22 protein-coding genes and 2 pseudogenes are annotated in these 20,966 nt (G+C 72.2%); 7 read left to right on the top strand and 17 right to left on the bottom strand.

Translation table 11 applies throughout. The annotated features are described in order from the left end of the window. Positions 1–7 precede the first annotated feature (7 nt). Positions 8–982 carry a dihydroorotate dehydrogenase gene (locus tag AB0F91_RS07230; RefSeq protein WP_360595580.1) on the bottom strand — a complete coding sequence of 325 codons (975 nt, stop codon included), beginning with the start codon at positions 980–982 and terminating at the stop codon, positions 8–10. A gap of 299 nt (positions 983–1,281) precedes the next feature. Beyond that, positions 1,282–1,617, bottom strand: a complete 336-nt coding sequence (locus tag AB0F91_RS07225) for a cupin domain-containing protein (protein WP_360595579.1) — start codon at positions 1,615–1,617, stop codon at positions 1,282–1,284. A gap of 104 nt (positions 1,618–1,721) precedes the next feature. Here AB0F91_RS07225 and AB0F91_RS07220 point away from each other — a divergent pair, with 104 nt between their 5' ends. Beyond that, complete coding sequence (locus tag AB0F91_RS07220) at positions 1,722–2,291, top strand: TIGR03086 family metal-binding protein (protein WP_360595577.1); 570 nt, start codon at positions 1,722–1,724, stop codon at positions 2,289–2,291. 12 nt (positions 2,292–2,303) lie between these two features. Here the strand turns inward: AB0F91_RS07220 and AB0F91_RS07215 are convergent, their stop codons facing one another. The 3 genes from AB0F91_RS07215 to AB0F91_RS07205 all read right to left on the bottom strand — a co-directional run bounded on the left by AB0F91_RS07215 (position 2,304) and on the right by AB0F91_RS07205 (position 4,407). Further along, a complete protein-coding gene (locus AB0F91_RS07215; RefSeq protein ID WP_360595576.1) occupies positions 2,304–2,657 on the bottom strand; it encodes a DUF1622 domain-containing protein in 354 nt (117 codons plus the stop codon). Positions 2,658–2,871: 214 nt separating this feature from the next. Next, positions 2,872–3,258 (bottom strand): Lsr2 family protein, encoded by a 387-nt coding sequence (locus AB0F91_RS07210; protein ID WP_360595575.1) that lies wholly within the window; start codon positions 3,256–3,258, stop codon positions 2,872–2,874. A 156-nt stretch (positions 3,259–3,414) separates the two neighbouring features. Continuing rightward, positions 3,415–4,407, bottom strand: a complete 993-nt coding sequence (locus AB0F91_RS07205; RefSeq protein ID WP_360595573.1) for a LacI family DNA-binding transcriptional regulator — start codon at positions 4,405–4,407, stop codon at positions 3,415–3,417. A 281-nt stretch (positions 4,408–4,688) separates the two neighbouring features. On the opposite strand from AB0F91_RS07205, the gene AB0F91_RS07200 reads away from it, so the two are divergent. The 3 genes and pseudogenes from AB0F91_RS07200 to AB0F91_RS07190 all read left to right on the top strand — a co-directional run bounded on the left by AB0F91_RS07200 (position 4,689) and on the right by AB0F91_RS07190 (position 7,810). Then, positions 4,689–6,995 (top strand): Tat pathway signal sequence domain protein, encoded by a 2,307-nt coding sequence (locus AB0F91_RS07200; RefSeq protein ID WP_360595571.1) that lies wholly within the window; start codon positions 4,689–4,691, stop codon positions 6,993–6,995. A gap of 70 nt (positions 6,996–7,065) precedes the next feature. Then, positions 7,066–7,326: an SDR family NAD(P)-dependent oxidoreductase gene (locus tag AB0F91_RS07195; RefSeq protein ID WP_360595570.1), complete on the top strand. Its 261-nt coding sequence runs from the start codon at positions 7,066–7,068 to the stop codon at positions 7,324–7,326. Then, a pseudogene (locus tag AB0F91_RS07190) lies at positions 7,269–7,810 on the top strand (SDR family oxidoreductase). The gene AB0F91_RS07195 and the pseudogene AB0F91_RS07190 overlap by 58 nt, the downstream one beginning before the upstream one ends. Before the next feature lies 1 nt (position 7,811). Here AB0F91_RS07190 and lexA read toward each other — a convergent pair. Beyond that, on the bottom strand, positions 7,812–8,465 hold the full coding sequence (gene lexA / locus AB0F91_RS07185; protein WP_360595568.1) for a transcriptional repressor LexA: 654 nt from the start codon (positions 8,463–8,465) through the stop codon (positions 7,812–7,814). A 263-nt stretch (positions 8,466–8,728) separates the two neighbouring features. Here lexA and AB0F91_RS07180 point away from each other — a divergent pair, with 263 nt between their 5' ends. Then, positions 8,729–9,094, top strand: a complete 366-nt coding sequence (locus AB0F91_RS07180) for a YciI family protein (RefSeq protein ID WP_360595566.1) — start codon at positions 8,729–8,731, stop codon at positions 9,092–9,094. A gap of 40 nt (positions 9,095–9,134) precedes the next feature. Here the strand turns inward: AB0F91_RS07180 and AB0F91_RS07175 are convergent, their stop codons facing one another. The 10 genes from AB0F91_RS07175 to AB0F91_RS07130 all read right to left on the bottom strand — a co-directional run bounded on the left by AB0F91_RS07175 (position 9,135) and on the right by AB0F91_RS07130 (position 17,127). Next, on the bottom strand, positions 9,135–10,082 hold the full coding sequence (locus AB0F91_RS07175) for an RNA polymerase subunit sigma-70 (protein ID WP_360595565.1): 948 nt from the start codon (positions 10,080–10,082) through the stop codon (positions 9,135–9,137). Between the two features lie 41 nt (positions 10,083–10,123). Continuing rightward, complete coding sequence (locus AB0F91_RS07170) at positions 10,124–10,858, bottom strand: SDR family oxidoreductase (protein WP_360595563.1); 735 nt, start codon at positions 10,856–10,858, stop codon at positions 10,124–10,126. A 343-nt stretch (positions 10,859–11,201) separates the two neighbouring features. Further along, positions 11,202–11,684 carry a hypothetical protein gene (locus tag AB0F91_RS07165; protein WP_360595561.1) on the bottom strand — a complete coding sequence of 161 codons (483 nt, stop codon included), beginning with the start codon at positions 11,682–11,684 and terminating at the stop codon, positions 11,202–11,204. Positions 11,685–11,858: 174 nt separating this feature from the next. Continuing rightward, positions 11,859–12,326, bottom strand: coding sequence for an RDD family protein (locus AB0F91_RS07160; RefSeq protein ID WP_360595559.1), 468 nt, complete (start codon positions 12,324–12,326; stop codon positions 11,859–11,861). Beyond that, complete coding sequence (locus tag AB0F91_RS07155) at positions 12,310–12,762, bottom strand: hypothetical protein (RefSeq protein ID WP_360595558.1); 453 nt, start codon at positions 12,760–12,762, stop codon at positions 12,310–12,312. The genes AB0F91_RS07160 and AB0F91_RS07155 overlap by 17 nt, the downstream gene beginning before the upstream one ends. An 11-nt stretch (positions 12,763–12,773) precedes the next feature. Then, positions 12,774–14,075 (bottom strand): hypothetical protein, encoded by a 1,302-nt coding sequence (locus AB0F91_RS07150; protein ID WP_360595557.1) that lies wholly within the window; start codon positions 14,073–14,075, stop codon positions 12,774–12,776. Between the two features lie 15 nt (positions 14,076–14,090). After that, entirely contained in the window at positions 14,091–14,582 is a 492-nt protein-coding gene (locus tag AB0F91_RS07145; protein WP_360595555.1) for a DUF1269 domain-containing protein, read from the bottom strand. After that, the gene (locus AB0F91_RS07140; RefSeq protein ID WP_360595554.1) at positions 14,579–15,292 is read right to left on the bottom strand and encodes an HD domain-containing protein; all 714 of its coding nucleotides are present in this window, start codon (positions 15,290–15,292) and stop codon (positions 14,579–14,581) included. The genes AB0F91_RS07145 and AB0F91_RS07140 overlap by 4 nt, the downstream gene beginning before the upstream one ends. Beyond that, the gene (locus AB0F91_RS07135; protein WP_360595552.1) at positions 15,252–15,701 is read right to left on the bottom strand and encodes a hypothetical protein; all 450 of its coding nucleotides are present in this window, start codon (positions 15,699–15,701) and stop codon (positions 15,252–15,254) included. Before AB0F91_RS07135 ends, AB0F91_RS07140 begins: the two co-directional genes overlap by 41 nt. A 91-nt stretch (positions 15,702–15,792) precedes the next feature. After that, the gene (locus tag AB0F91_RS07130) at positions 15,793–17,127 is read right to left on the bottom strand and encodes a diacylglycerol kinase family protein (protein WP_360595550.1); all 1,335 of its coding nucleotides are present in this window, start codon (positions 17,125–17,127) and stop codon (positions 15,793–15,795) included. A 112-nt stretch (positions 17,128–17,239) separates the two neighbouring features. Between AB0F91_RS07130 and AB0F91_RS07125 the strand changes: the two genes are divergently transcribed. Further along, entirely contained in the window at positions 17,240–18,655 is a 1,416-nt protein-coding gene (locus AB0F91_RS07125) for a DUF2252 domain-containing protein (RefSeq protein ID WP_360595548.1), read from the top strand. Further along, positions 18,652–19,068: pseudogene (locus tag AB0F91_RS07120) on the top strand (potassium channel family protein); the annotation flags it as partial. The gene AB0F91_RS07125 and the pseudogene AB0F91_RS07120, both read left to right, overlap by 4 nt. A gap of 75 nt (positions 19,069–19,143) precedes the next feature. On the opposite strand, the gene AB0F91_RS07115 reads toward AB0F91_RS07120, so the two are convergent. After that, positions 19,144–20,583 (bottom strand): MFS transporter, encoded by a 1,440-nt coding sequence (locus tag AB0F91_RS07115; protein ID WP_360595546.1) that lies wholly within the window; start codon positions 20,581–20,583, stop codon positions 19,144–19,146. Positions 20,584–20,966: the final 383 nt, after the last annotated feature.

The raw sequence follows: 20,966 nt of genomic DNA, 5'->3' as shown, positions 1-20,966 counted from the left end.
GGGGGACTCAGACGCGCAGGGTTCCGATGAGCTCGTGGGCGGCGCCGGCCCCGAGCTCGGCGCAGTGGCGGGCGAGGTCGCGCACGATCTCGGCCATCGCGTAGGGGCGGGTGAACGTCGCGGTGCCGACCTGCACGGCGGTGGCACCGGCGATGAGGAACTCGACGACGTCACGGGCACTGCTGATGCCACCGCAGCCGACGACGGGGATGTCGACGGCACTTGCCGCCTGCCACACCAGCCGCAGCGCGAGCGGCTTGACGGCCGGGCCGGACAGGCCGCCCACGCCGTTGCCCAGCACCGCGCGCCGCGAGCGCACGTCGACGGCCAGGGCGGGAAAGGTGTTGCTCACGGTCACGGCGGTCGCACCCGCCCGCTCGGCGGCGCGGGCGATCTCGCCGATGTCGGTGACGCCGGGCGTGAGCTTCACGAGCACCGGCAGCTCCGTGCGCGCCACCACGCCGGCGACGACGGCCTCGACCGCCGCGGGGTCGGCGCCGATGGCGAGCCCGCCGTGTTCGAGGTTGGGGCAGGACACGTTGACCTCGAACGCCGCGCACTCCGCTCCGGTCAGCTCGTCGGCGACCTGCCAGTACTCGTCCACGGTCAGCCCGCCGACGCTGGCGATCACGGGGACGCCGAACTCGCGGTAGCGCGGCAGGACGTCGTGCACGAACCGGCTCGTGCCCGGGCTGGGAATGCCGACGCTGTTGAGCATGCCGAGCGCGCTTTCCGTCAGCCGGTGCGACGGGTTGCCGGAGCGGCGCTGGGCGAACACGGTCTTCGTGACGACGGCGCCGAGCTCCCGCACCGGGAGCAGGGGACCGAGCTCGGGCCCGAAGCAGCCGGACGCGGGCATCACCGGGTTGGCGAGCGTGAGCGGGCCGAGGGGCACCGACAGGTCGACGGCCGACCCGGGCGCGGTGGCGAACAGCCGGTCGCGGTCGTCGCGGCCGGTCGTCCGGTCCAGCACCTCCGTCATGCGGAATCACACCCTCCATCGAACGGAAACGAGAGAAGTGAGGATGAGTCCGGCCCAGCGTGGTGTCAAGGCGGCGGCGGCCCGGCCCTTCGCCGGTGCTCAGAGCCGGTTTTCACGACACGGCGGCGCAAAGGCGAGGTGTTTCCGCGAGGCGGAAAAGCGCCGTCGGCTCGGTCCGGGGGTTGCGCAGGTCAGCGCGGGATTCGGCGGTTCCGGCGGCCGGGGTGTGACCCGCGCCGACAAATGTGCTGATGCGAACGCGGGTGCCGGCGTCCGGCACCGTCGTGAGCGGACGGTGCCTACTCGAGCCACTCCGTGACGAACCGGTCGTTCTCGTGGATGTGCACGCCTTCGTAGCGCTCGGGCCCGAGAACCACGAACTTGTGCGCGACCCCGGCGGGGACCGCGAGCACGTCGCCCGCCCGGCCTTCCCGCTCGGTGTCGCCGATGGTGAACAGGGCGCGGCCGCGCTGGATCACGAACGTCTCGCGGTAGGGGTGGCGGTGCAGCCGCGGGCCGGACCCGGCGACGTCGGTGCTCTCGCGGATGATGGACACGCTCGCACCGACCTCGTGTCCCTCGACGTTGCGTGTCAGCGCGGCGATCTGGTCTGCGGTCCTGGTCGAATCGGTCATTCCCACCACGGTAGCCCCGCGCCGGCGAAGTCGGGACCGGATCCGGTCTGTTTCGCCGTCCGCCGGCGGTCGTAGGACCGGGACATCCGTGAAGGGAGCAAGCTGTGGATCTTCTGGAGCAGTACTTCGTGGCACAGGACGACTTCGGCAGGGTGGTGGCCGAGGTGCCGGCGAGCCGGTGGGACGCGCCGACGCCGTGCGCGGCGTGGACGGTGCGCGACATCGTGGGCCACGTCCTGTGGGGCCGCCACCGGCTGTCGGCCTGGGTGACCGGCGTCGACTACCCGGAGACCGCGGGGGAACCCGGCGCACCGAACCCGGGTGTGCTCTGCGCCGGGGATCCGGCGCGGGAGTGGCGCGGGGCGTTCGAGGCGACGGCCCCGGCGTTGACCCGTGACGGGCTCGCGCGGGTCACGTCGATCGACGACGCCGGGGGCGTGCCGCTCACGACGCTGCTGCCGGCGTTCGTCTCCGACGCGCTCGTCCACACCTGGGACATCGCCCAGGCCTGCGGTCTGACCGTCACGCTCGACCCGGCGGTGGTGCAGGCGACCGGCGGGTGGGTCCGGTCGATCCCGTTGCGGCGGCCGGAGTTCTTCGGGCCCGCGCTCACGCCGCCGGCGGACGCCGACGAGACCACGCGGCTGCTCGCGTTCCTGGGCCGCGCGGCCTGAGCGCCGGCGAGGTCAGCTGGGCGGCTGCGGCCCCCGCTTGGCCTGCCACGGCCACACACCGGAGATCTCGACCTCGAGCGCGAAGCTCAGCACGGTCCGGATCAGCACGATCAGACTGAGGACCAGCACGTTCTCCAGCGACGCGTCGACGATCACGGTCCGGATGATGTCGCCGGCGATCAGGATCTCGAGCCCGAGCAGGATGACACGGCCGAGGTGCACCCGCAGCTGGTCGTAGCTGCCGCGGCGCCGGGTCGCTTCGACGACGAAGCGCACCAGTACCACCACGAGGCCGAGGGCCATGATGCCGACGCCGAGCCCTTCGATCACGGAGGCCACAGTCTCGAACGACTCGGTGAAACTCATCCGCGATCCCGTCTCCGAAGCGGACGTCGGGGAAGGTCCGCGGCTCCCGGTCGGAACGTACGAACCGCCGCGACGGACTGTCAAGGCCCTCGCGGCGGCGGTGGTTCACCGGGAGCTGCCGGTGATCTGCGGTTTTGGGATTCGGTGAGGACGTTTCCGGCGGGGCGTGCGGCGGATCGGCAGAAATGGTCGCCCCGCTACGTCCGGAGCAGTTTTACGCCTTCGACTTTGTGCGACCACCGCGGGCGCGCGACTTCGAGCCCGAGGCGCGGCTGTTTTCGTAGGCGGTGACCACGTCGGTGGGAATGCGGCCGCGTTCGGAAATGCTCCAGCCGTTGTCCGCGGCCCACGCGCGGATGCTGCGCGAGCGTTCGCGGTCCTCGGGTGTCGGCGTGGTCGAACCGGTGCCACGGCGAACCTTGCGGCCGCCGGTGCGCCGTGAGGCGGCGATGTAGCGGGCGAACTCTTCACGCAGAGTTCCCGCGTTCTTGTCGGACAGGTCGATTTCGTACTGGACGCCGTCGAGGCCGAAGGGCACGGTCTGGTGCGCGACCCCGCCGTCGATGTCGTCCACCATCTGGACCAGGACCTTGTGCGCCATGGTGGGTGAATCCTCCTCGAACGTTTCCGGTAGCCGCGTTTTCCGTGGCCTGTGAAGAACTGTAACATCGATCCACAGTGGAACGCAGTATCGGAGTGACCGATTATGTCTCGGTCCCGATCATTTTTCCGACATTTCCCTCGCGTGCTTGAATGGTCAGCGGGGGTACCCGGGTGCGCGGGCGGTGGTGGCGCGCACGACGAGCCGCGTCGGCAGTTCCGTGACCACCCGGCCGGCCGGGCCGGCGGCGGAACGGGCCAGCAGCAGATCCACCGCGTGGCGCCCGGCCGCGGCGAGCGGCATGGCGACGGTGGTGAGCGGGGGAGCGGACACCGCCGCGTAGACGAGGTCGTCGAAGCCGGTCACGCTCAGCTTGCCCGGCACGTCGACCCCACGGTCGCGCAGGCGCGTCAGCACGCCGAGCGCCATCACGTCGTTGTAGGCGATCACCGCGGTCACCCCTGTGGCCAGCGCCTGGTCCGCGGCGGGCGCCCCGTCCTCGTACCGCGGGGCGAACGGCCCGAGCTCCACGATCTCGACGCCGTGCTCGGCCGCGGCGGGACGCAGTCCGCGCAGCCGTTCGTGGTTGGACCACGAGCTGTCCGGGCCGTTGAGGTAGGCGCAGCGCCGGTGCCCTAGCCCGGCCAGGTGCGCCACGACCTCGCGCATCCCGCCGGCGCTGTCCATCACGGTGGCGCCGATCCCGGCCACGCGCCGGTTGAGCAGCGCCAGGGAGGTGAGGCCGTCGAGCTCGGTGATGGTGGCGTCGTCGATCCCCGGTGAGCACAGCAGCACGCCGTCGGCCTGCTTCGCGAGCGTGCGCACGAGCTCCTGCTCGATGGCCGGGTCCTCGTCGCTGTCACCGACAAGCACGGCGTGGCCGGTCTCGCGTGCCCGTGCCTGGACGCTCTTGAGCAGGCCGGTGAAGAACGGGTTCCCCAGGTCTGGCACCACGAGGGCGATCGCGCCGGTCTTGCCGGTGATGAGGCTGCGCGCCGCCGGGCTCGGCCGGTAGCCCAGCTCCCGCACGACCGCGAGCACCCGGTCGCGCGTGGCCTCGCTGACGCGGTCGGGCGAGCCCAGTGCCCGCGACACCGTGGCCACCGACACCTCTGCCCGCCGTGCGACATCCCGGATCGTGATCCGCACGGTTCTCCTCCGCCCACTCGCCGCGGCGCGGCCGGCCCCGATTGTAGGACGAGGCCCGGCGCGCTCTGCCGTGACTGCGCCCTGCATCGGCTGCTCGTCGCACCCGGCGCAAGGCGCCGCAGTCATCCGATGAATCGATGAAGGATCTCGCGTTTCCCGGTGGGCCATGGTGCTCCAGTCGAGTTGCCTTGTTGCGAACTTGGGTAGAGGTCTCGACAACGGATATCAGACATCCTATGTTTTGGCTCGACCGCCGCCACCACCCTCTGGAGGTCGCAGACATGGACGTCTCTCGTAGAACAGTCCTCGGCGGCGCGCTCGCCGGGATCGCGGCGAGCGCGGCGGGGCTGGGCCCGGCTGCGCTCGCCGCCGCGAGCCCTCCGCCGCCTGGCGGCGACGACTTCGACTGGGCCGCCTTCCTCGCCACGGCGGACCTGCGGTGGCGGCGGATGCCGGCCGCGTGGACGGAAGGGCCGTTCCTCGGCAACGGCTTCCTCGGCTCCGGCATCTACGCCGAGCCGGGCAAGAACGCGGTGCGCTTCAACGTGCAGCACAGCGAGGTGCAGGACCACCGGCCGCAGTACGGCTCGCTGTTCGGCCTCGCCCGGCTGCCCATCGGGTACTTCACGCTCGAACCCGTCGGCGCGATCACCGGCGTCGACTGGCGCCTGGACCTGTGGAACGCCGAGCTCACCGGCACGATCACCACGGCCGCGGGCAGCCTCGCGCTGCGCGCGATCGTTCACACCGGACAGCCGGTGCTCGCGGTCGAGGTGCGCCCGACGGAGGGCGAACGCGGGTTCCGCTGGGTCTTCCACCCGGCGGAGGCCGTGAGCCCGCGCGCCGACCCCGTGTGGAAGAAGGCGCCGCCCGAAGGCTACGTCGCGAACCCGCCCGCGACGGTCCGCGCCGTGGGTGACAGCCACGTCGCCGAGCAGCCGCTGCTCGCGGGCGGCGAGCACGTCACTGCCTGGCGGGAGGTCACTCGCGGCGGCGCGCGGACGCTCTACTCGTCGGTCGCCTGGTCGCACCCCGACCGAACCTCCACCGCGCGGGCGCTGTGGTCCGTGCGCACGGCGGCCGAGTTCGGCGCGCTCACGCGCGAGCACCGCCGCTGGTGGCACGACCACTACCGGCGCAGCTTCGTGTCCATTCCGGACACCCGGCTGCAGAGCTTCTACTGGATCCAGCTGTACAAGCTCGCCTCGGCCGCGCGGCGCGAGGCGCCGGTGATGGCGACCTCGGGCCCGTGGCTGGAGAACACACCGTGGCCGGCCACGTGGTGGAACCTCAACGTCCAGCTCGAGTACTGGCTCATCCACGGCTCCAACCACCTCGAGCTCGACGCCGTGAGCCGGGCGCTGGACCAGTACCGCGGGCACCTGTCGAGCCAGGTCGGCGCGCCATACCAGAGCGACTCCGCCGGCATCCCGCGCACCACCGACATGACCCTGTTCAACGGCGTCTCGGACGCGAACAGCGGCTTCCCCGTGGGTGTGCCGGGCCAGGACACCCCGACTCCGGAGGTCGGCGACCTCACGTGGGCGCTGCACAACGTGTGGCTGTCCTACCGGCACACGCTGGACCGCCGCCTGCTGCGCGACACGCTGTTCCCGCTGCTGCGCAAGGCGATCAACTACTACCTGCACTTCCTCGCCCCGGGCCCGGCCGGGAAGCTGCACCTGCCGCCCACCTTCTCGCCCGAGTACGGCGTGAACGCCCCCGACTGCACCTACGACCTCGCGCTCGTGCGCTGGGGCTGCCGCACCCTGCTCGACGCGGCACGCGAGCTGCGCATCGCCGACCCGCTCGTGCCGCGCTGGCAGCAGGTGCTGGCGACGCTCGCGCCCTACGCCGTGGACCAGAACGGCTACATGATCGGCGCCGGCGTGCCGTTCGCGAAGTCGCACCGGCACTACTCGCACCTGCTGCAGATCTACCCCCTATACGAGATCACCTGGGAGCAGCCCGAGAACCGCGCGCTGATCGAGAAGTCGCTGGCGCACTGGGTCGGCTTCGAGGGCGCACTGCAGGGCTACACCTTCACCGGCGCCGCGTCGATCTCGGCCTCGATGCGGCGCGGCGACCAGGCGGCGACCTACCTCGACCAGCTGCAGAGCCGGTTCATCCAACCCAACACGATGTACGAGGAGTCCGGCCCCGTGATCGAGACGCCGCTCTCGGCGGTGAAGTCGATGCAGGACATGCTGGTGCAGAGCTGGGGCGGCGTCCTGCGGCTGTTCCCCGCCGTCCCCGCGACGTGGGGTGACATCTCCGTGCGCGACTTCCGCACCGAAGGCGCCTTCCTGCTCAGCGCCGCCCGCGAAGGCGGCCGAACGCGCTGGCTGAAGGTCCACAGCGAAGCCGGCGCCCCCTGCGTCCTGCGCCCGGGCATCGACGGGGCCCTCGAGGTCACCGACGCGCAGGGCCGCGCCAAGCGGTGGCGCACCCTTCCCAACGGCGACGTTCGGGTCGAGCTCGCGCGCGGCGAAGAGGCCTTCGTGTACCGCGCCGGCGACCGGCCGGACTTCGCGGTGCGGCCCGTCACCTCGAACGGACCGAGCACTCGGTGGGGGCTGCCGGCCTGACCCCGGCGCGGTGGCCGGTCTCGGGCGGGATGGTTCCCGAGGCCGACGACGCTTACCACGAGAGAACACAGTGGACACTCGCAGGACCGCCGCGGTGACCGGGGCCGGGCGCGCGATCGGGGCCGCCTTCGCGCAGCGGCTGCACGCCCTCGGTCACCGCGTCGCCCTGCTCGACGTGGATGCGGACAGCGCGGCCGCGACGGCAAGCGAGCTCGACGGCTCCGGCACCACGGCAGCGGCCTTTGCCGTCGACGTGCGGGACACCCAGCGGCCGTGCACTCCGTCGCCGGCGAGGTGCGGCGGGAGTTCGGCGCGCCGGATATCCTGGTGAACAACGCGGCCCGCACACAGAGCCGGTCGGTGCGGGACATCGAGCCGGCCGAGTGGGACGACGTGCTGGCGACCAACCTGCGCAGCGTCCTCCTGCTCACGCGCGAGCTCGCACCCGCGATGTGCGAGCGCGGGTGGGGTCGCGTGGTCAACCTCGCGTCGCCGGCCGGGCAGCAGGGCGGGCTGGTGGCGGGCGCGCACTACGCGTCGTCGAAGGCGGGGTCCTGGTGCTCACCAAGGTGTTCGCGAAGGAACTCGCCGCCTCGGGCGGCACAGTGAACGCCGGCGCCCCCGCGGCCACGCGGACGCCGGCGATGGACGAGATGGACGCCGGGCAGCTCGAAACCGCCGAGGCCGCGATCCCCGTGGGCCGGTTCGGGCGCGTCGGGGAGGTCGCAGATCTCGTCGCCTACCTGTGCGGCGAGAACACCGGGTACATCACCGGGGCCACGTGCGACATCAACGGCGGCCTCTTCATGCGGTGACTCACATGCTGCGCAGCACCGACACGACGGTGCCCAGCACCACGGCCCGGTCGCCGTCGATCACGTCGTAGGCCGGGTTGCGGGGCTCGAGGTACACGTGGCCGTTGCGGCGCCGGTAGACCTTCACGGTCGCCTCCTCGTCGATCATCGCGGCGACGATCTGGCCCGAGTGCGCCTCGGACTGCTGGCGCACCACCACGATGTCGCCGTCGCAGATCGCGGCGTCGATCATCGAGTCACCGCGCACGCGCAGGCCGAAGACGTTGCCGCGGCCGGTGAGCCCGCGCGGCAGTTGCAGCATCTCGTCGAGGTGCTCCTCGGCCGAGATCGGCGTGCCGGCGGCGATGTGGCCGACGACCGGCACCGCCACGGAGTTCTCACCCTGCCGCGGCTCGGCCGTGCCGAGGAACGCGCGCACGTCGATCGGCCGCGACATCGAGCTGCTGCGCCGCAGGTAACCCTTGTCCTCCAGGCTCGCCAGGTGCTTCGACACCGACGAGGACGACCGCAGCCCCACGGCCTCGCCGATCTCGCGGCTGCTCGGCGCGTACCCGTGGCGGACCACCCAGTCCCGGATCGTGACCAGGATCTGCTGCTGGCGAAGCGGCAGGGACGAGGCGTCGAGATGGTCGAAGGTGTCGTCGTAGGTGGTCACCCGCCGAATCGTAGAGGTAGGCGCCCCGGCCGCCGGGGACCGGCCCGGTGCGTCGGCGAAGTTCGCCCGGCCGGGGAACCAGCCGGCCGGACCGCCCCGTGCGGGACGGGACCGGGCCCGGCTGGTCCCCGGCCGGGACTTCGTCGAAAATCTTCCCGATCGGTTTGTCGAATCGTGAGCCGGGCCGTTCGACGCGTCGGTGTGGGCCGGTCAGCGCTTCCGGGAAGAATCCGGATCCCGGCCCGAGGGACAAAGGAGCGGACATGCGGTTTCTCATGATGCACCGGCTGTCGGAGACGCACTCGTCGTGGAACCCCAGCCAGGAGTTCATCGCGAAGATGGGTGAGTTCATCCAGGACTCGGCGGACAAGGGCATCCTGATCACGGCGGAGGGCGTCCACCCGTCGGAGAAGGGCGCGCTCGTGCGCAAGACGCGCGGCGGCGCCATCAAGGCCACCGACGGCCCGTTCACCGAGGCCAAGGAGGTCATCGGGGGCTTCGCGCTGCTGAACTTCGCGAACCGCGAGGAGGCCGTGGAGTACGCGAAGACCTACGCGGCGCTCTTCGACGACGAGATCGAGGTCGAGGTGCGCCAGGTCGTCGAGTTCGACGACCTCCCCACCGCGTGACGCCCCGGCCGGTCCGCCCGCCGTGGGCGGACCGGCCGGGTCACCGGTACAGCGGAGCGAACACCGGTACCAGCGCCGGGTCGTTGAACGACGTGATGCGCGCGATGCGCCCGCCGCGCACCGTCAGGACCTGGACGCCGTACGGCTCGTCGCGCCCGTCGCCGGTGCGGTGGTGTACCACGAGGGCGGGCTGGCCATTGGCGCGCGTCGGCGTCATCCGCCAGCTGCCCGGGCGCAGCACGCGCGCCGCGAGGAAGCCTGTGACGGCGTCGAGGCCGGTGAACCACGTCGGGATCGGCGGCATCTCCAGCTCGACGTCGGCGCGCAGCAGGCGGACCAGCGCTTCGGCGTCAGCGCGGGTGAACGCGTCCACGTAGTTCTCGAGTAGCGCCCGGTCGGTCTCACCGGTCGGTTCGGTCATCTCGTCCTCGATCGGTCCGGCCTCGGCGAGGTGGGTCCGCGCGCGGCGCAGGGCACTGTCGACGGCCGCCGTGGTCGTGTCGAGCAGCACCGCGACCTCGGCCGTGGGGAACGCCAGCACGTCGCGCAACGTCAGCACGGCCCGCTGCCGCGCGGGCAGCAACTGCAGTGCGGCGATGAGCGCGAGCCGCACCCCGGCCCGCGCGGCGGCGGCCACGGCCGGGTCACCGGCTCCGAACTCGGGAGCCGGCTGCAACCACGCGACCGCGGGCTCACGGGAGGCCACCGGCACCCGGTGGTCGTCGGCCGGCGCCCCCAGGCCCGACGGCAGCGGCCGCCGAGCCCGGGTCGCCAGCGCCGTCAAGCAGGCGGTGGTGGCGATCTTGTAAAGCCAGTGCCGCACCGACGACCGGCCCTCGAACCCGCCGAACCCCCGCCAGGCCCGCAGATACGTCTCCTGCACGAGGTCCTCGGCGTCGTGGATCGAGCCCAGCAGCCGGTAGCAGTGCGCGAGCAGCTCCGGCCGGAACGGCTCGGTCAGCGCGCTGAACTCGGCGTTCGACGGCATGGCCTCTCCCGTGGTGCGCGGGAGTCCACTGTAGAGGCCTCTCACGGCAGCGGGCGCACGCCGACGCCGCCGACGACGTGCTCCGGCGCGGCGGTCGCGTCGGCCGCCAGGTCCAGCACGGCCTTGGCCACCTGCTCCGGCGTGAGCACCGGCTGCAGACCCTCGATGAACGCGTCGCGGGCCACGCCCTGGCGGGCCGCGTAGGCGGTGACGCCGGCCGAGCCCACGCCGGCCGTCGGGGTGAGCTGGGGGAGCAGCGTGAGGAAACGCAGGCCCAGCCCGGCGCGGTCGGCTTCACCGGCGGCGTAGCCGCGCAGGTGCCGGACCGCGGCCTTGGCGCTCGCGTAACCACCGCTGAGCGGCGACCCGGCCAGCGCCGCACCGCTCGACAACGACACGACCACCCCGCCCGGCGCGAGCGGCTCGCGCAACGCCGCGCGCGTCCACTCGAAGACGTGCCGTGTGTCGGTGTGCCAGTTGCGGCTGAAGGTTTCCCAGGTCTGCTCCTGCACCGGCGCCATGTGCGGCGTCGCGCCGGCGTTGAGCACGAGCAGATCGGGCCGGTGGTCGCTGAGCACGGCCGCGGCGAGCGTTCCGTCGGTCGCGTCGGCGGGCAGGGGTGTGAAGAGCTCGCCGGCCTCGTCCCGGACGGCGAGCAGATCTTCTTCACCGCGCGCGATCCCGACGACGCGCGTGCCGGCATTCACGAGCGCGACGGCGATCGCGCGCCCGAACCCACGGCCGGCTCCGGTGACGACGGCGGTCTGGAAAGACATCGGGCACTCCCGGGGGGTGAGGGAAATCGGTCTGCATCAAGACCGGCCGGCGCCGCGAAAACCGTCGGCACCCGGGCGTGTTCTGCGTCACAGTGGGCTCGGTGGTGCAGGTTTCGCGTCTCCGTGTGAATCGTTTTCTCGAGGCCGAAGTCTCCGCGCCATCCTGGTCTTGTCCACGAGATCATCGTTCGAGACCAGGTCGACGCCGGCGGGCACCTGGGCGGCGATGTCGACGCCCGCGCTGACCATGTCGAACAGCCCCGCGGCTTTCGCGGCGCCGGCGGCGGCCTCGCCGAGCCCCGGGCGCCGGGGATGCGGTGGATCGTGTCGCCACCGAGGCCGATCAGGCGTTCGGGTCGTCGTGGCTGTCGGTGCCGATCATGTCGATCGCGTGCGCGGTGAGCGCGGTCGTGCCGGCCGGGGTCGCGGCAGGCGCCGCGACCACGTCCACGCCGGGGCTCGAGGCCGGCCCGCCCGCGCCCGCGGCCACCATGCCCGCGACGTCGCCGACCTTGTCCAGGAGCGTGTCGGTGTCCGAGGCCTTCGCCGGCGCGGGCAAGCCCTGCGTCTTCGCCGCGACGAGCGCCTGCAGCGCCTGGGTCACTGTGGTCGCGAACTGCTGCTGCCTGGCTTGGCCCGCGGCGCCGTAGGCCGGCTTCGCCGGTTCCGGGTACAGCGGCCGGTTGACCGCGATGGTCCGCACGTTGGCCGTCCTGACGTCCTTGAGCGCTCGCGCGCAGCGACCGCGACCTGGGCCTGCTGCTTGCGCCGGTTTTTCCGCGAGCTCGGTGACGTCGTCCTCGTCGCCGGGCGGCCACCCGTCCACGATCTGCTTGACGGCGGCCCACAGCTCGTTGTCCGGACGCGGACCTCGTTCGCGGCTCAGCCTCAGCTCTCGCCCATCGCCGCCTTCGCTTGTCGGGCCGTCGCGGCGAAGTCGGCGCGCGCGGAGGGCCCGGTGCGGGCATGGCATCTTCCGGCCACGCAAGCGTATAACGACCTATACAGCGTCCTTTTCGGACACTCGTGCTCCGCCGTCCATCCGCCAGTCGTAGACGACCGTGGTCCGAAGGACGACGTCCTGCAGCGACCGGCGGTGGGGGCTCACGATCACCCACAGCAGTCCGATCGGGAGGACGACGCAGAACAGCGCCCGAGCCGCGGCGCGTGCCCAGCCCAGGCGCCGGCCGCGGCCCAGCACGCGGAGGCCGAGCAGTGCGGCGCCGTAGCTGCGGCCGATGGTGGCCCAGCAGACGGTGAGGTACACGATCGCGACGGCCGCGGAGATCCCGCCGGCCAGCGCCGGCGGTGCCGCGGGCCACCGGAACGAGAGCGGCGAGGCCGCGAACAGCGCCGCCACCACCGCGAAGTAGCCGCCGACCGTGATCAGCCCGGTCACGGCCGCGTCGACCAGGGCGGCGACCAGACGCGTGACGATGCCCGCCGGCCCCTCAGGCGGGCCGGTCACCACGGCGCCGCAGCACGCGGCCGACCACGCGGGCCACGGCGTCGTCGGCGTTCACCCCGGCACCTCGCACGCCCCGGATCGCTTCCCCCGCAACGGCTCCGCTCGACTGCCGCACGACCTCGGGCAGGTCCATCGCGGCCACGAGGTCACCGAAGTCCAGGGTGGACACCAAGCCCGCCACATCCACCTCGGCGAGCACGGCGTCGAGGTCGACGTGCTCGCCGAGAAGCTTCGGCACGTCGACCGCGTCGAGCACGACCGCGGCGGCCGCGGTCACCACGTCCCGCACCGCGCGGCGCGCCACGTCCTCGGGTACGGCGGCCGTCAGCACGGCCCAGCCCGCCCGCCGCAGCGGCGTTGACGCCCACCAGCCCGCCTTGAGCGCCACCGCGCCCAGTCCCAGCACCGCACCGACGTGGTCGGGCTCGTCGTTCACGGCGTCCCCTTTCAGCCGGTCGCGGCCGGCCGGTCGCCGGGGGCGTCGAGGAACTGGATTACAGCGAGGACCACCAGCAGTACGAGCGCGATCAGCAGCACGGCGAGCCCGCTCGGCCGGTCGAGGAACAGGAACACGAGCACGGCGATCGCGACGGCGCCGGCGCGCAGGGCCACGCGGTAGGAGTGCACCCAGTTGCCGAGGCCGGTGGCGCGCAGGCCGCTGCGCGACCGCAGCCACGTCAGGCCCTTGACCACGCCCTGGCGGATGTGCACGGCGGTCGACGACGGACCGGCGAGGAAGGCCCCGAGCGCCACCACGATCCCGACCGCGAACAGGGTTCTCAGACCGTCGCGCAGGAACCGCAGGACGATGTCGAACGCCGCCGAGACCGGCGCCGCCGAGCGGCTCGGGACCGCGTCGACGACGATGGTGTGCCCGATCGCGAGTCCGATGGCGAGGACCAGCATGCTGAAGGAGAACCCGAGCGCGGCGGCGACGAGCGCCCGCCGTTTGTGCCGGGCGATGTAGACGCCCGCGGCGAGCAGCACGATCGCGATCCACGGCAGCCACGTGGCGAGCCGGTCCGAGGCGGTGTACCAAGACCGGGCTTTCACCAGGCCGGCCGCGTCGGCGACCGCGATCGTCGGGTGGACCTCGGGGATGCGGTTCACGATGGTGAGCCCGTCGGAGGCGAGTTGCTGCTTCGCGACGTCGATGAACGGCGCCAGGTCGAGCACGACCTTGTCGCCCTGGATCGCGATGGCCGAGGCCGATCCGTCGAGCACGGCCACCGCCTGCGTGTGGGCCACGCGGATCACGCGGTCCCACGTCTGCGCGATCTGGTCACTCGCGACGAGGCTCGCGACGCGGCCGTGCACGAAGCTCTGCACGCCCGACGCGAGCGGGCCGGTCAGGGCCTCCAGCCGGTCGGTGACGGCCGGCGGGACGCCCTGGGCCGCGAGCGCGCCGACGGCGTCGGTCGCGATGGCCCGCACGTTGACGTTGGTGAAAATCGTCTCGGTGACCCGGTCGGTCACGGCTGCCTGCACGGCTGGGTCGCGGATCAGCGGGCTCATCGTGGCGGTGAACCGGTCGGTGTCGGAGATCTGGTTGTGTACCCACACCGACGTGAGCGCGAGCGGGGCCAGGATACAGCCGAGCACGATGAGGATCGTGGACACGATCGGCCGCCAGCCGACCCGGCGGCGTTCGCGGGTGGCCCGCAGCCGGGCGACCTCGAGCCGCAGTTGTTCCAGCTCGGCCCGCTCATCCGCGGTCGGCTCGATGAGGTGGTTCGTGCTCTCCGACATGACCAGCCGGTCCGATCAGCTCGACATCATTTCCCGCAGCGCGGCTTCCTGCTCCGCGGACAGGTTGGACTGCAGCAGCTCCGGCTTGTGGCCGCCGGCCTCGATCGCGGCCTTCACCTTGTCGACCACCGCGTCGCTGGACATCAGGAACAGGGCTGAGGTGCCGGGCGTGATCTTGTCGCGCACGGACTTGATGAAGTCGTCGTCGATGCCGACGTCGGTCAGCGAGCCGGCGAGCGCCCCGGTGGCCGCGCCGATGGCGGCGCCGATCAGCGGCACCAGGAAGATCAGGCCGAACAGCATGCCCCAGAACATCCCGCTCATCGCGCCGCCGGCGGTGAGGTTGCGCAGCTGGCGGGTCTTCGGCTTCTTGGCGTCGGGTTTCCACGACACGGTGGCCGCGTCGTGGATCGAGATCAGTTCCTGCTTGGCCAGGCTCCGGAGGGTGTCCGCCGCGTTGTCTGCTCCGTCGGGGCTGTCGAACTTCCACACCGTCAGCGTCGTCATCGTGCTCTCCTGTCGGTATCGCGGGCTGCGCCGACGCCACCGTCGCCCGGCGCGGCCCCGTTCGCCTCGCCCCCGCGGGGTGAGACCCGCCGCCGCGCCGCGGCGGCACCCAGCCGCAGCTCGGTGCGCCGCACCGCGTCGTGCCGGGCGGCCTGCGCGCCGGCGTCGAGCGCGCGCACGAGGGGTGACCCGGGACCGTGGCGGACGCGGATGCCGGCGATGCGCTCGGCGAAGTCCGTCGGGCGGCCGTCCGGGGTCGTGCGCATGTCGCAGAACCACAGGGCGTCGCGCAGCGCGGAGCGCTCGTCGGGGTAACCCGCGAGGTCGGCCGCGAACCCGCGCTCTTCGGCGATGAACTGGGCGGCTGAGTGCTGGGCCACGAGGTTCACCAGCCGCGGCGGTGCCGACACCGCGACGAGGAACCGGGCGCCGTCGAGCGGGTGGTAGCCGGACACGACGAGCCCGGCCGCGTAGCCGATGTCGTGCAACAGCGCGGCCGCGACGAGCAGCTCCACGTCTTCGGCGCGCAGCAGGCTCGGCCCGACCTGCCGCCCGCACTTCGCGACTCCCCGCACGTGCTGCCACCGCTGGGGCAGCTCGCGCGAGAGGTGGCGCTGCGCGAGGCCCCAGGCCCACGCGACCAGCGCGCCGCGAGGGCGCGGCGCCGGCTCAGCGGCGGCTGTGGCGGGTTCGGAGTGCGTCGGGAGCATGCGCGACCAGCGCCCAGATGACCAGCACGTCGAGGGTGAGCACGACCAGCGCCCAGAACGGCGCGGCGGGCAGGAAAGTCAGGTGCGCCAAGGCGCTGAGCCCGGCGATCGCGACGCCGGGGTAACGCGCCCAGCCCGCCCGTGCGAACAGCCCGAGCGCCGTGAGCACCGCGGCCGCGCCCAGCACGAGGTGCACCCAGCCCCAGCCGGTGAGGCTGAACAGCAGGGTCCCGTGCGGGGTCACCGCGTAGTATTGCGGGTCGAGCAGTGCGGTGAGCCCCTCGACCAGGGTGAAACTGCCGAGCAGGAACATCATCGTGGCACCGAAGAAGATCCAGCGGGCCCAGCCGGACTCCTCGGCACGGGACTCCTGCGGAGGTGCGGCCGGGCGCACAGCGTGATCGCTCATGGTCGGGTCCCTTCTCCTGGCCGCCGACATCTTCGACGGCCGGGCTCGCAGCCGCTTCGCCCGGTGCGGATGAAAGCGTCCATTCCGGACATCAGCGGGCCGGCCGTCCGGCGAGCACGCGGAACAGCACGCGCAGCGCTTCGCCCAGGCCCTGGGGCGCGGCCGCGGCAGGGGCGGCGCCGGGCGCGTCCAGTGGCACGCGGACGCGCAGCGCACCGGGCAGCGTGCGAAACCGCAGCGGCGGTTCCAGCCGCAGCGCCTCGCCGTCGACGCCGATGTCCACAAGGGACTTACCCGAGCTCACCACGAACTCCTCGGTCTGCCATGCCCGGTAGCCGGGGTAGCGGGCGAGCTGGCCCGTGAGCTCCGCGGTGATCAGCGCCGGCAGGTCGCGCGCCCGGTCGACGCTCACAGTGACGATGCCGAGCGAGCCGCTGTCGAGCCGTTCGCGCGAGCCGAAGCCGCTGAGGCGGTCGAGGCGGTAGGCGCCGTTGGACACGAGCACGATGTCGGCCGGCGGGCGGTCGTCGTCGCCGGGCACGCGGTACTGGAGGTCGAAGTGCTCGGAGTCGGGGCCCAGCAGCTGCGGCAGTTGCCCCGCGACCGTCGACGCCTTGGCGTCGCGGTACCCCGGCGACTGGACCACGGTGGCGTACACGCCGAGCGAAGCGTTGTTCACGAACACCCGGTCGCCGATCAGCGCGAGGTCGATGCGGTGCTCGGCCGCTTCGCCGTACGCGTCGAGTGCGGCGGTCACGTTCTCGCGGTCGAGCCCGAGGTCGAGGGCGAAGTGGTTGCGCGTGCCGGCGGGCACGCAGACATACGGCAGACCGTGGCGGCGCGCGACGTCGGCGACCAGCGCCTGGGAGCCGTCTCCGCCGGCCATCCCGAGCACGTCCGCGTGCTTCGCGGCCTCTTCCGCGAGCGCCCGCAGGTCGTCACCGCGGCGCAGCACCACCGGGGTGACGCCGCGTTCGCGGGCCTCGTTTTCGAGGTCGAACTGCGCCACCTTCCCGCCGCCGGAGCGGGGGTTCATCAGCAGTACGCCGTGGCGCGCGGGACCGACGCGGTCGGTCCGCACCCGCCGGGCGAGGTCGTGGCCGATCGCCACCCGGGCCGCCAGCGCCGCGAGCACCATCAGCCCGAGGACCAGCGGCAGCACCACGAACGTGCGCAGGTCCGGCAGGAGGGCGATGGCGGCGAGCGCGAGGACCGCCACGACGGCGAGCACGATTCGCGCGATTCCGTGGCGGACCAGCGCCGCCCAGGCCGCGATCGTGGCGAGCACCAGCAGCACCACGGCGAGCACCAGCTGCCCCGGGCTGCGGACCGCGGCGATCACCGCCACGACGATCGCGGCGGCCAGCGCGAGCAGGGCGCCCAGCGCGCACGCGCGCCGGGCGAGCGACGGAGCAGGGCCGGTCATGCGCAGACCCTCCGTGGGCGGGCGGCCCCGTGTCGTCACCCCGTCCGGATGATGCCTCGTCTCACCCCGTGCGGGGGAGGAAAGGCGCTCGCCGGAGGGTGAAGCTGCCTCGATGGTGCTCACCTCACGACGTTCGACGGTCGAATCCCGCGAAGACCGGATCGCCCGGGGCAAGGCGGCCCGTGCGGCCGCTCCGCGGTCGAGCCACGCCGGGTTCACGCGCGAACGCGGCCGCCCGGATCCGCTGGAACTGCTCGCCCGCCAGGACGAAACACGGGTCAAGGAACTCCTGCCGATCCGCTACGGGCGCATGGCGGTGTCGCCGTTCACCTACTTCCGCGGTGCCGCGCTGCCGATGGCGAGTGACCTGTCCGGCACGCCGGTGAGCGGGCTTCGGGTGCAAGCGTGCGGCGACGCGCACCTGATCAACTTCGGCGTGTTCGCCTCACCGGAACGCAAGCTCGTGTTCGACATCAACGACTTCGACGAGACCCTGCCCGGCCCGTGGGAGTGGGACGTGAAGCGCCTCGCGGCGAGCCTCGAGATCGCGAGCCGGCACAACGGGTTCTCCGCCCGCCAGTGCCGCGGCGTGGTGGTCGCGACGGTCGCGCAGTACCGCGAGGCGATGCGGGAGTTCGGCGAGCGCACCGCGCTCGACGTCTGGTACGCCCACGCCGACGTCGATCAGGTGAAGGCCTTGTATGCCGACCGCTTGGGCGGGCACCGGCGCCGGATGATCGAGAAGGGCATGGCCTCGGCTCAGGCGCACGACAACCTCGGTGCCCTGCGCCGTTTCACGTCGGTCGCCGACGGCACGGTGCGCATCAAGCCCGACCCGCCGATCGTGCTGCCCATCGAGGAGCTCGGGCGTACCGGGCAGGCCGTCGACGAGGTGCGCAAGCAGCTGGACTCGATTCTGGAGGCCTACCGCGCCACGCTGGAACCCGAGCGGCGCGTGCTGCTGGACCGCTACCGGATCGTGGACATGGCGCACAAGGTCGTGGGCGTCGGCAGCGTCGGCACGCGGTGCTGGATGGTCCTGCTGCTCGGCAACGACGAGCGCGACCCGTTGTTCCTGCAGGCGAAGGAAGCGGGTCCGTCGGTGCTGGAGGAGTTCGCCGGGCCCAGCGACTACGACAACGCGGGGCGCCGCGTGGTCGTGGGCCAGCGGCTGATGCAGACGGTGAGCGACATCTTCCTCGGCTGGGTCCACGTGACCGGCGTCGACGGCCGCCCGCGCGACTTCTACCTGCGCCAGCTGCGCGACTGGAAGGGCTCGGCCGACGTCGAGTCGATGGATCCGCGCGACCTGCGCACCTACGGCATGCTGTGCGCCTGGACGCTCGCGCGTGCCCACGCTCGCACCGGCGACAGCGTCGCGATCGGCGCCTACGTCGGTTCCGGTGACTCGTTCGACCAGGCGATCGCCGAGTTCACGCGCGACTACGCCGACCAGAACGAGAAGGACCACGCGGCGTTGACCGAGGCCATCAAGACGGGTGCGGTCAAGGCCGAGTCCGGGCGGTGAAGGCGCGGCAGCTGATCGCTCCGGGCGTGCTGCGTCCCGCGCTGACGGTGGCGACGCTCGTCGCCGTGTACTACCTGCTCCCGGTGGACCGGCGGCTCGACGCGTGGACGGTCGTGGGGCTGGTCGTCGGGGTCGCGCTCGTCGCGGTCCTCGTGGTGGTCGAGGCGCGCGTGATCCTGCGGTCCTCACGCCCGGCGTTGCAGGGGATCCAGGCGCTGGCGCTGGTGGTGCCGCTGTTCCTGCTGGTGTTCGCCAACGTCTACTACGTGCTTCAGTACAACGCGCCCCAGAGCTTCAACGTGCCGCTGACCCGCACTGATTCGCTGTACTTCGTGGTCACGGTGTTCGCGACGGTCGGGTTCGGCGACATCACGCCCGTGACGCAGGCCGCGCGCCTGCTGGTCACGGTGCAGATGATCGCGAACCTGCTGGTGGTCGGCGTGGCGTTGCGGGTGATCCTGACGGCCGTGCAGCGCAGCCGTTCGTGGTCACCGCTCGGCGCGCTTCGGGATCAGCAGCGCCGTGACCACCCCGACGAGCCCGAGGCACACGAGCATGATCAGGGCGATGCCGAACGGCCCGTTGCCCGGGACGGCCGCGCCGGCGAGCACGGAGCCGACCAGCGCGGTGCCCAGTGAGGAGCCGAGGTTCGACACGCTGCGCGAGACGCCCGAGATGTCGCCCTGCGCCTCTTCCGGCGAGCTCGACTGCACGAGGTTGACCGACGCCGTCAGCATCACGCCGATCCCGGTACCCATCAGCAACAGCCCGGGCGTGAACGTCCAGACGCTCGAGTCTTCCCGGACGAGCACCAGCATCAGCACCAGGCCCAGTGTCGTCGAGCTGAAGCCGGCCCGGATCAGCCGGCGCAACGAGTGGCGCCGCGACATCCGTCCGGCGAGGGCCGACGAGGCGAGGATGCCGATGGTGGCGGGCACCAGCACCAGCCCCGTCTCGATCGCGCTGAAGCCGCGGATCTGCTGCAGGAACACCGACGTCACGAAGAACGCGCCCTGCATGACCAGCCACTGCAGCACCTGGGTGACGAGCCCGAGGTTCGACGCCTTGCTGCGGAAGATCTTCAGCGAGAACAACGCAGCGCGCCCCGCGTGCTCCACACGCCGCAGGTGCAGGAAGAAGACCGCCAGCAGCACGGCCCCGATCGCGACGTAGATCCACACCGGCGACACACCGCCCTGGGGGATCACCACCGTGCCACCGATCGTGAAGTCCTCCCGCGACTTGAGCCACCCGTAGGTGGAGCTCTGCAGCACGCCGAAGACCACGAAGAACAGCCCGGCCGCGGACAGCACCGCGCCCCACACGTCGAAATGCGGCGGCCGCTGGGCCAGCGGCGGGTCGACGATGCGCAAGGCGAGGACGATGATCAGCACGATCACAGCGACCTGGAAGAGGAACGACGCCCGCCAGCCGAGGTAGCTCGTGATCAGACCGCCCAGCAGCGGCCCCGCGGCCGCGCCGAGCCCTGCTGCACCGCTCACTATCCCGAAGTTGCGGGCGCGGGCGCTCACGTCGTCGAACACCACCGTGACGAGGATGTAGATCGGGGGGATCAGCAGCGCCGACCCGATGCCCTCCAGCAGCGAGTACCCCACGATCAGCAGCCCGATGCCCTGCGAGAACGCCGAGAGCAGCGCGCCCGAGCCGTAGATCACGAGGCCCGCGATGAAGCAGACCTTGCGGCCGAGGAAGTCCGTGAGCTTGCTGCCGGGGATCATCAGCGCGGCCATCGTGAGCGTGAACAGCGTGATCGCCGTCTGGATGCTGATGACCGACGCGCCGATGTCGTCGGCGATCGTGCTGATCGCCACGTTCATGTTCGTCGCCGCGTAGCTCGCGATGAACTGCCCGAGCGCGAGAGGCAGTACGACGGCGGAAGCGGAGACGCTCTTCGATCCCGTGGCCATCGGGGGCCCCTCTCCTCGATGCCCCACCTTGCGAAGCCGTGGCTGCGAAGGCATCACCTGTTGCGGATGACCCGCCCGAGCCCGCTGCGGCGGCGGTGGCCGGCGCGTGCGCGACCGGGTCGCCGAGCACTGGGACCCAGCCCGAGGCGGGCATCCGGGAGACCCGCGGCCGCCGTCAGCGCTTCACCTACGGGCGCCTGATGTGCCGGGTCGCCCTCGACCGCGACATCCAGGCGGCCTCGACCGGGCCGAGCCGGGCCTGGTCCACAGTGGAGGGATCAGGGTGGGCAGACGATCCGCCGGCCCGGGCCCGGACGGCTGGGCCCGACGTCCGGCGGCGCTGCCGAGCCGGCGGCGGGCCGCGGCAGATCGGCTGCTGGTCC

The organism is Amycolatopsis sp. NPDC023774 (genome assembly GCF_040639695.1).
Taxonomy (GTDB): Bacteria; Actinomycetota; Actinomycetes; order Mycobacteriales; family Pseudonocardiaceae; genus Amycolatopsis.
Note: the sequence above shows the minus strand (reverse complement) of the source record. Positions and strands in the feature narration are given on the sequence as shown.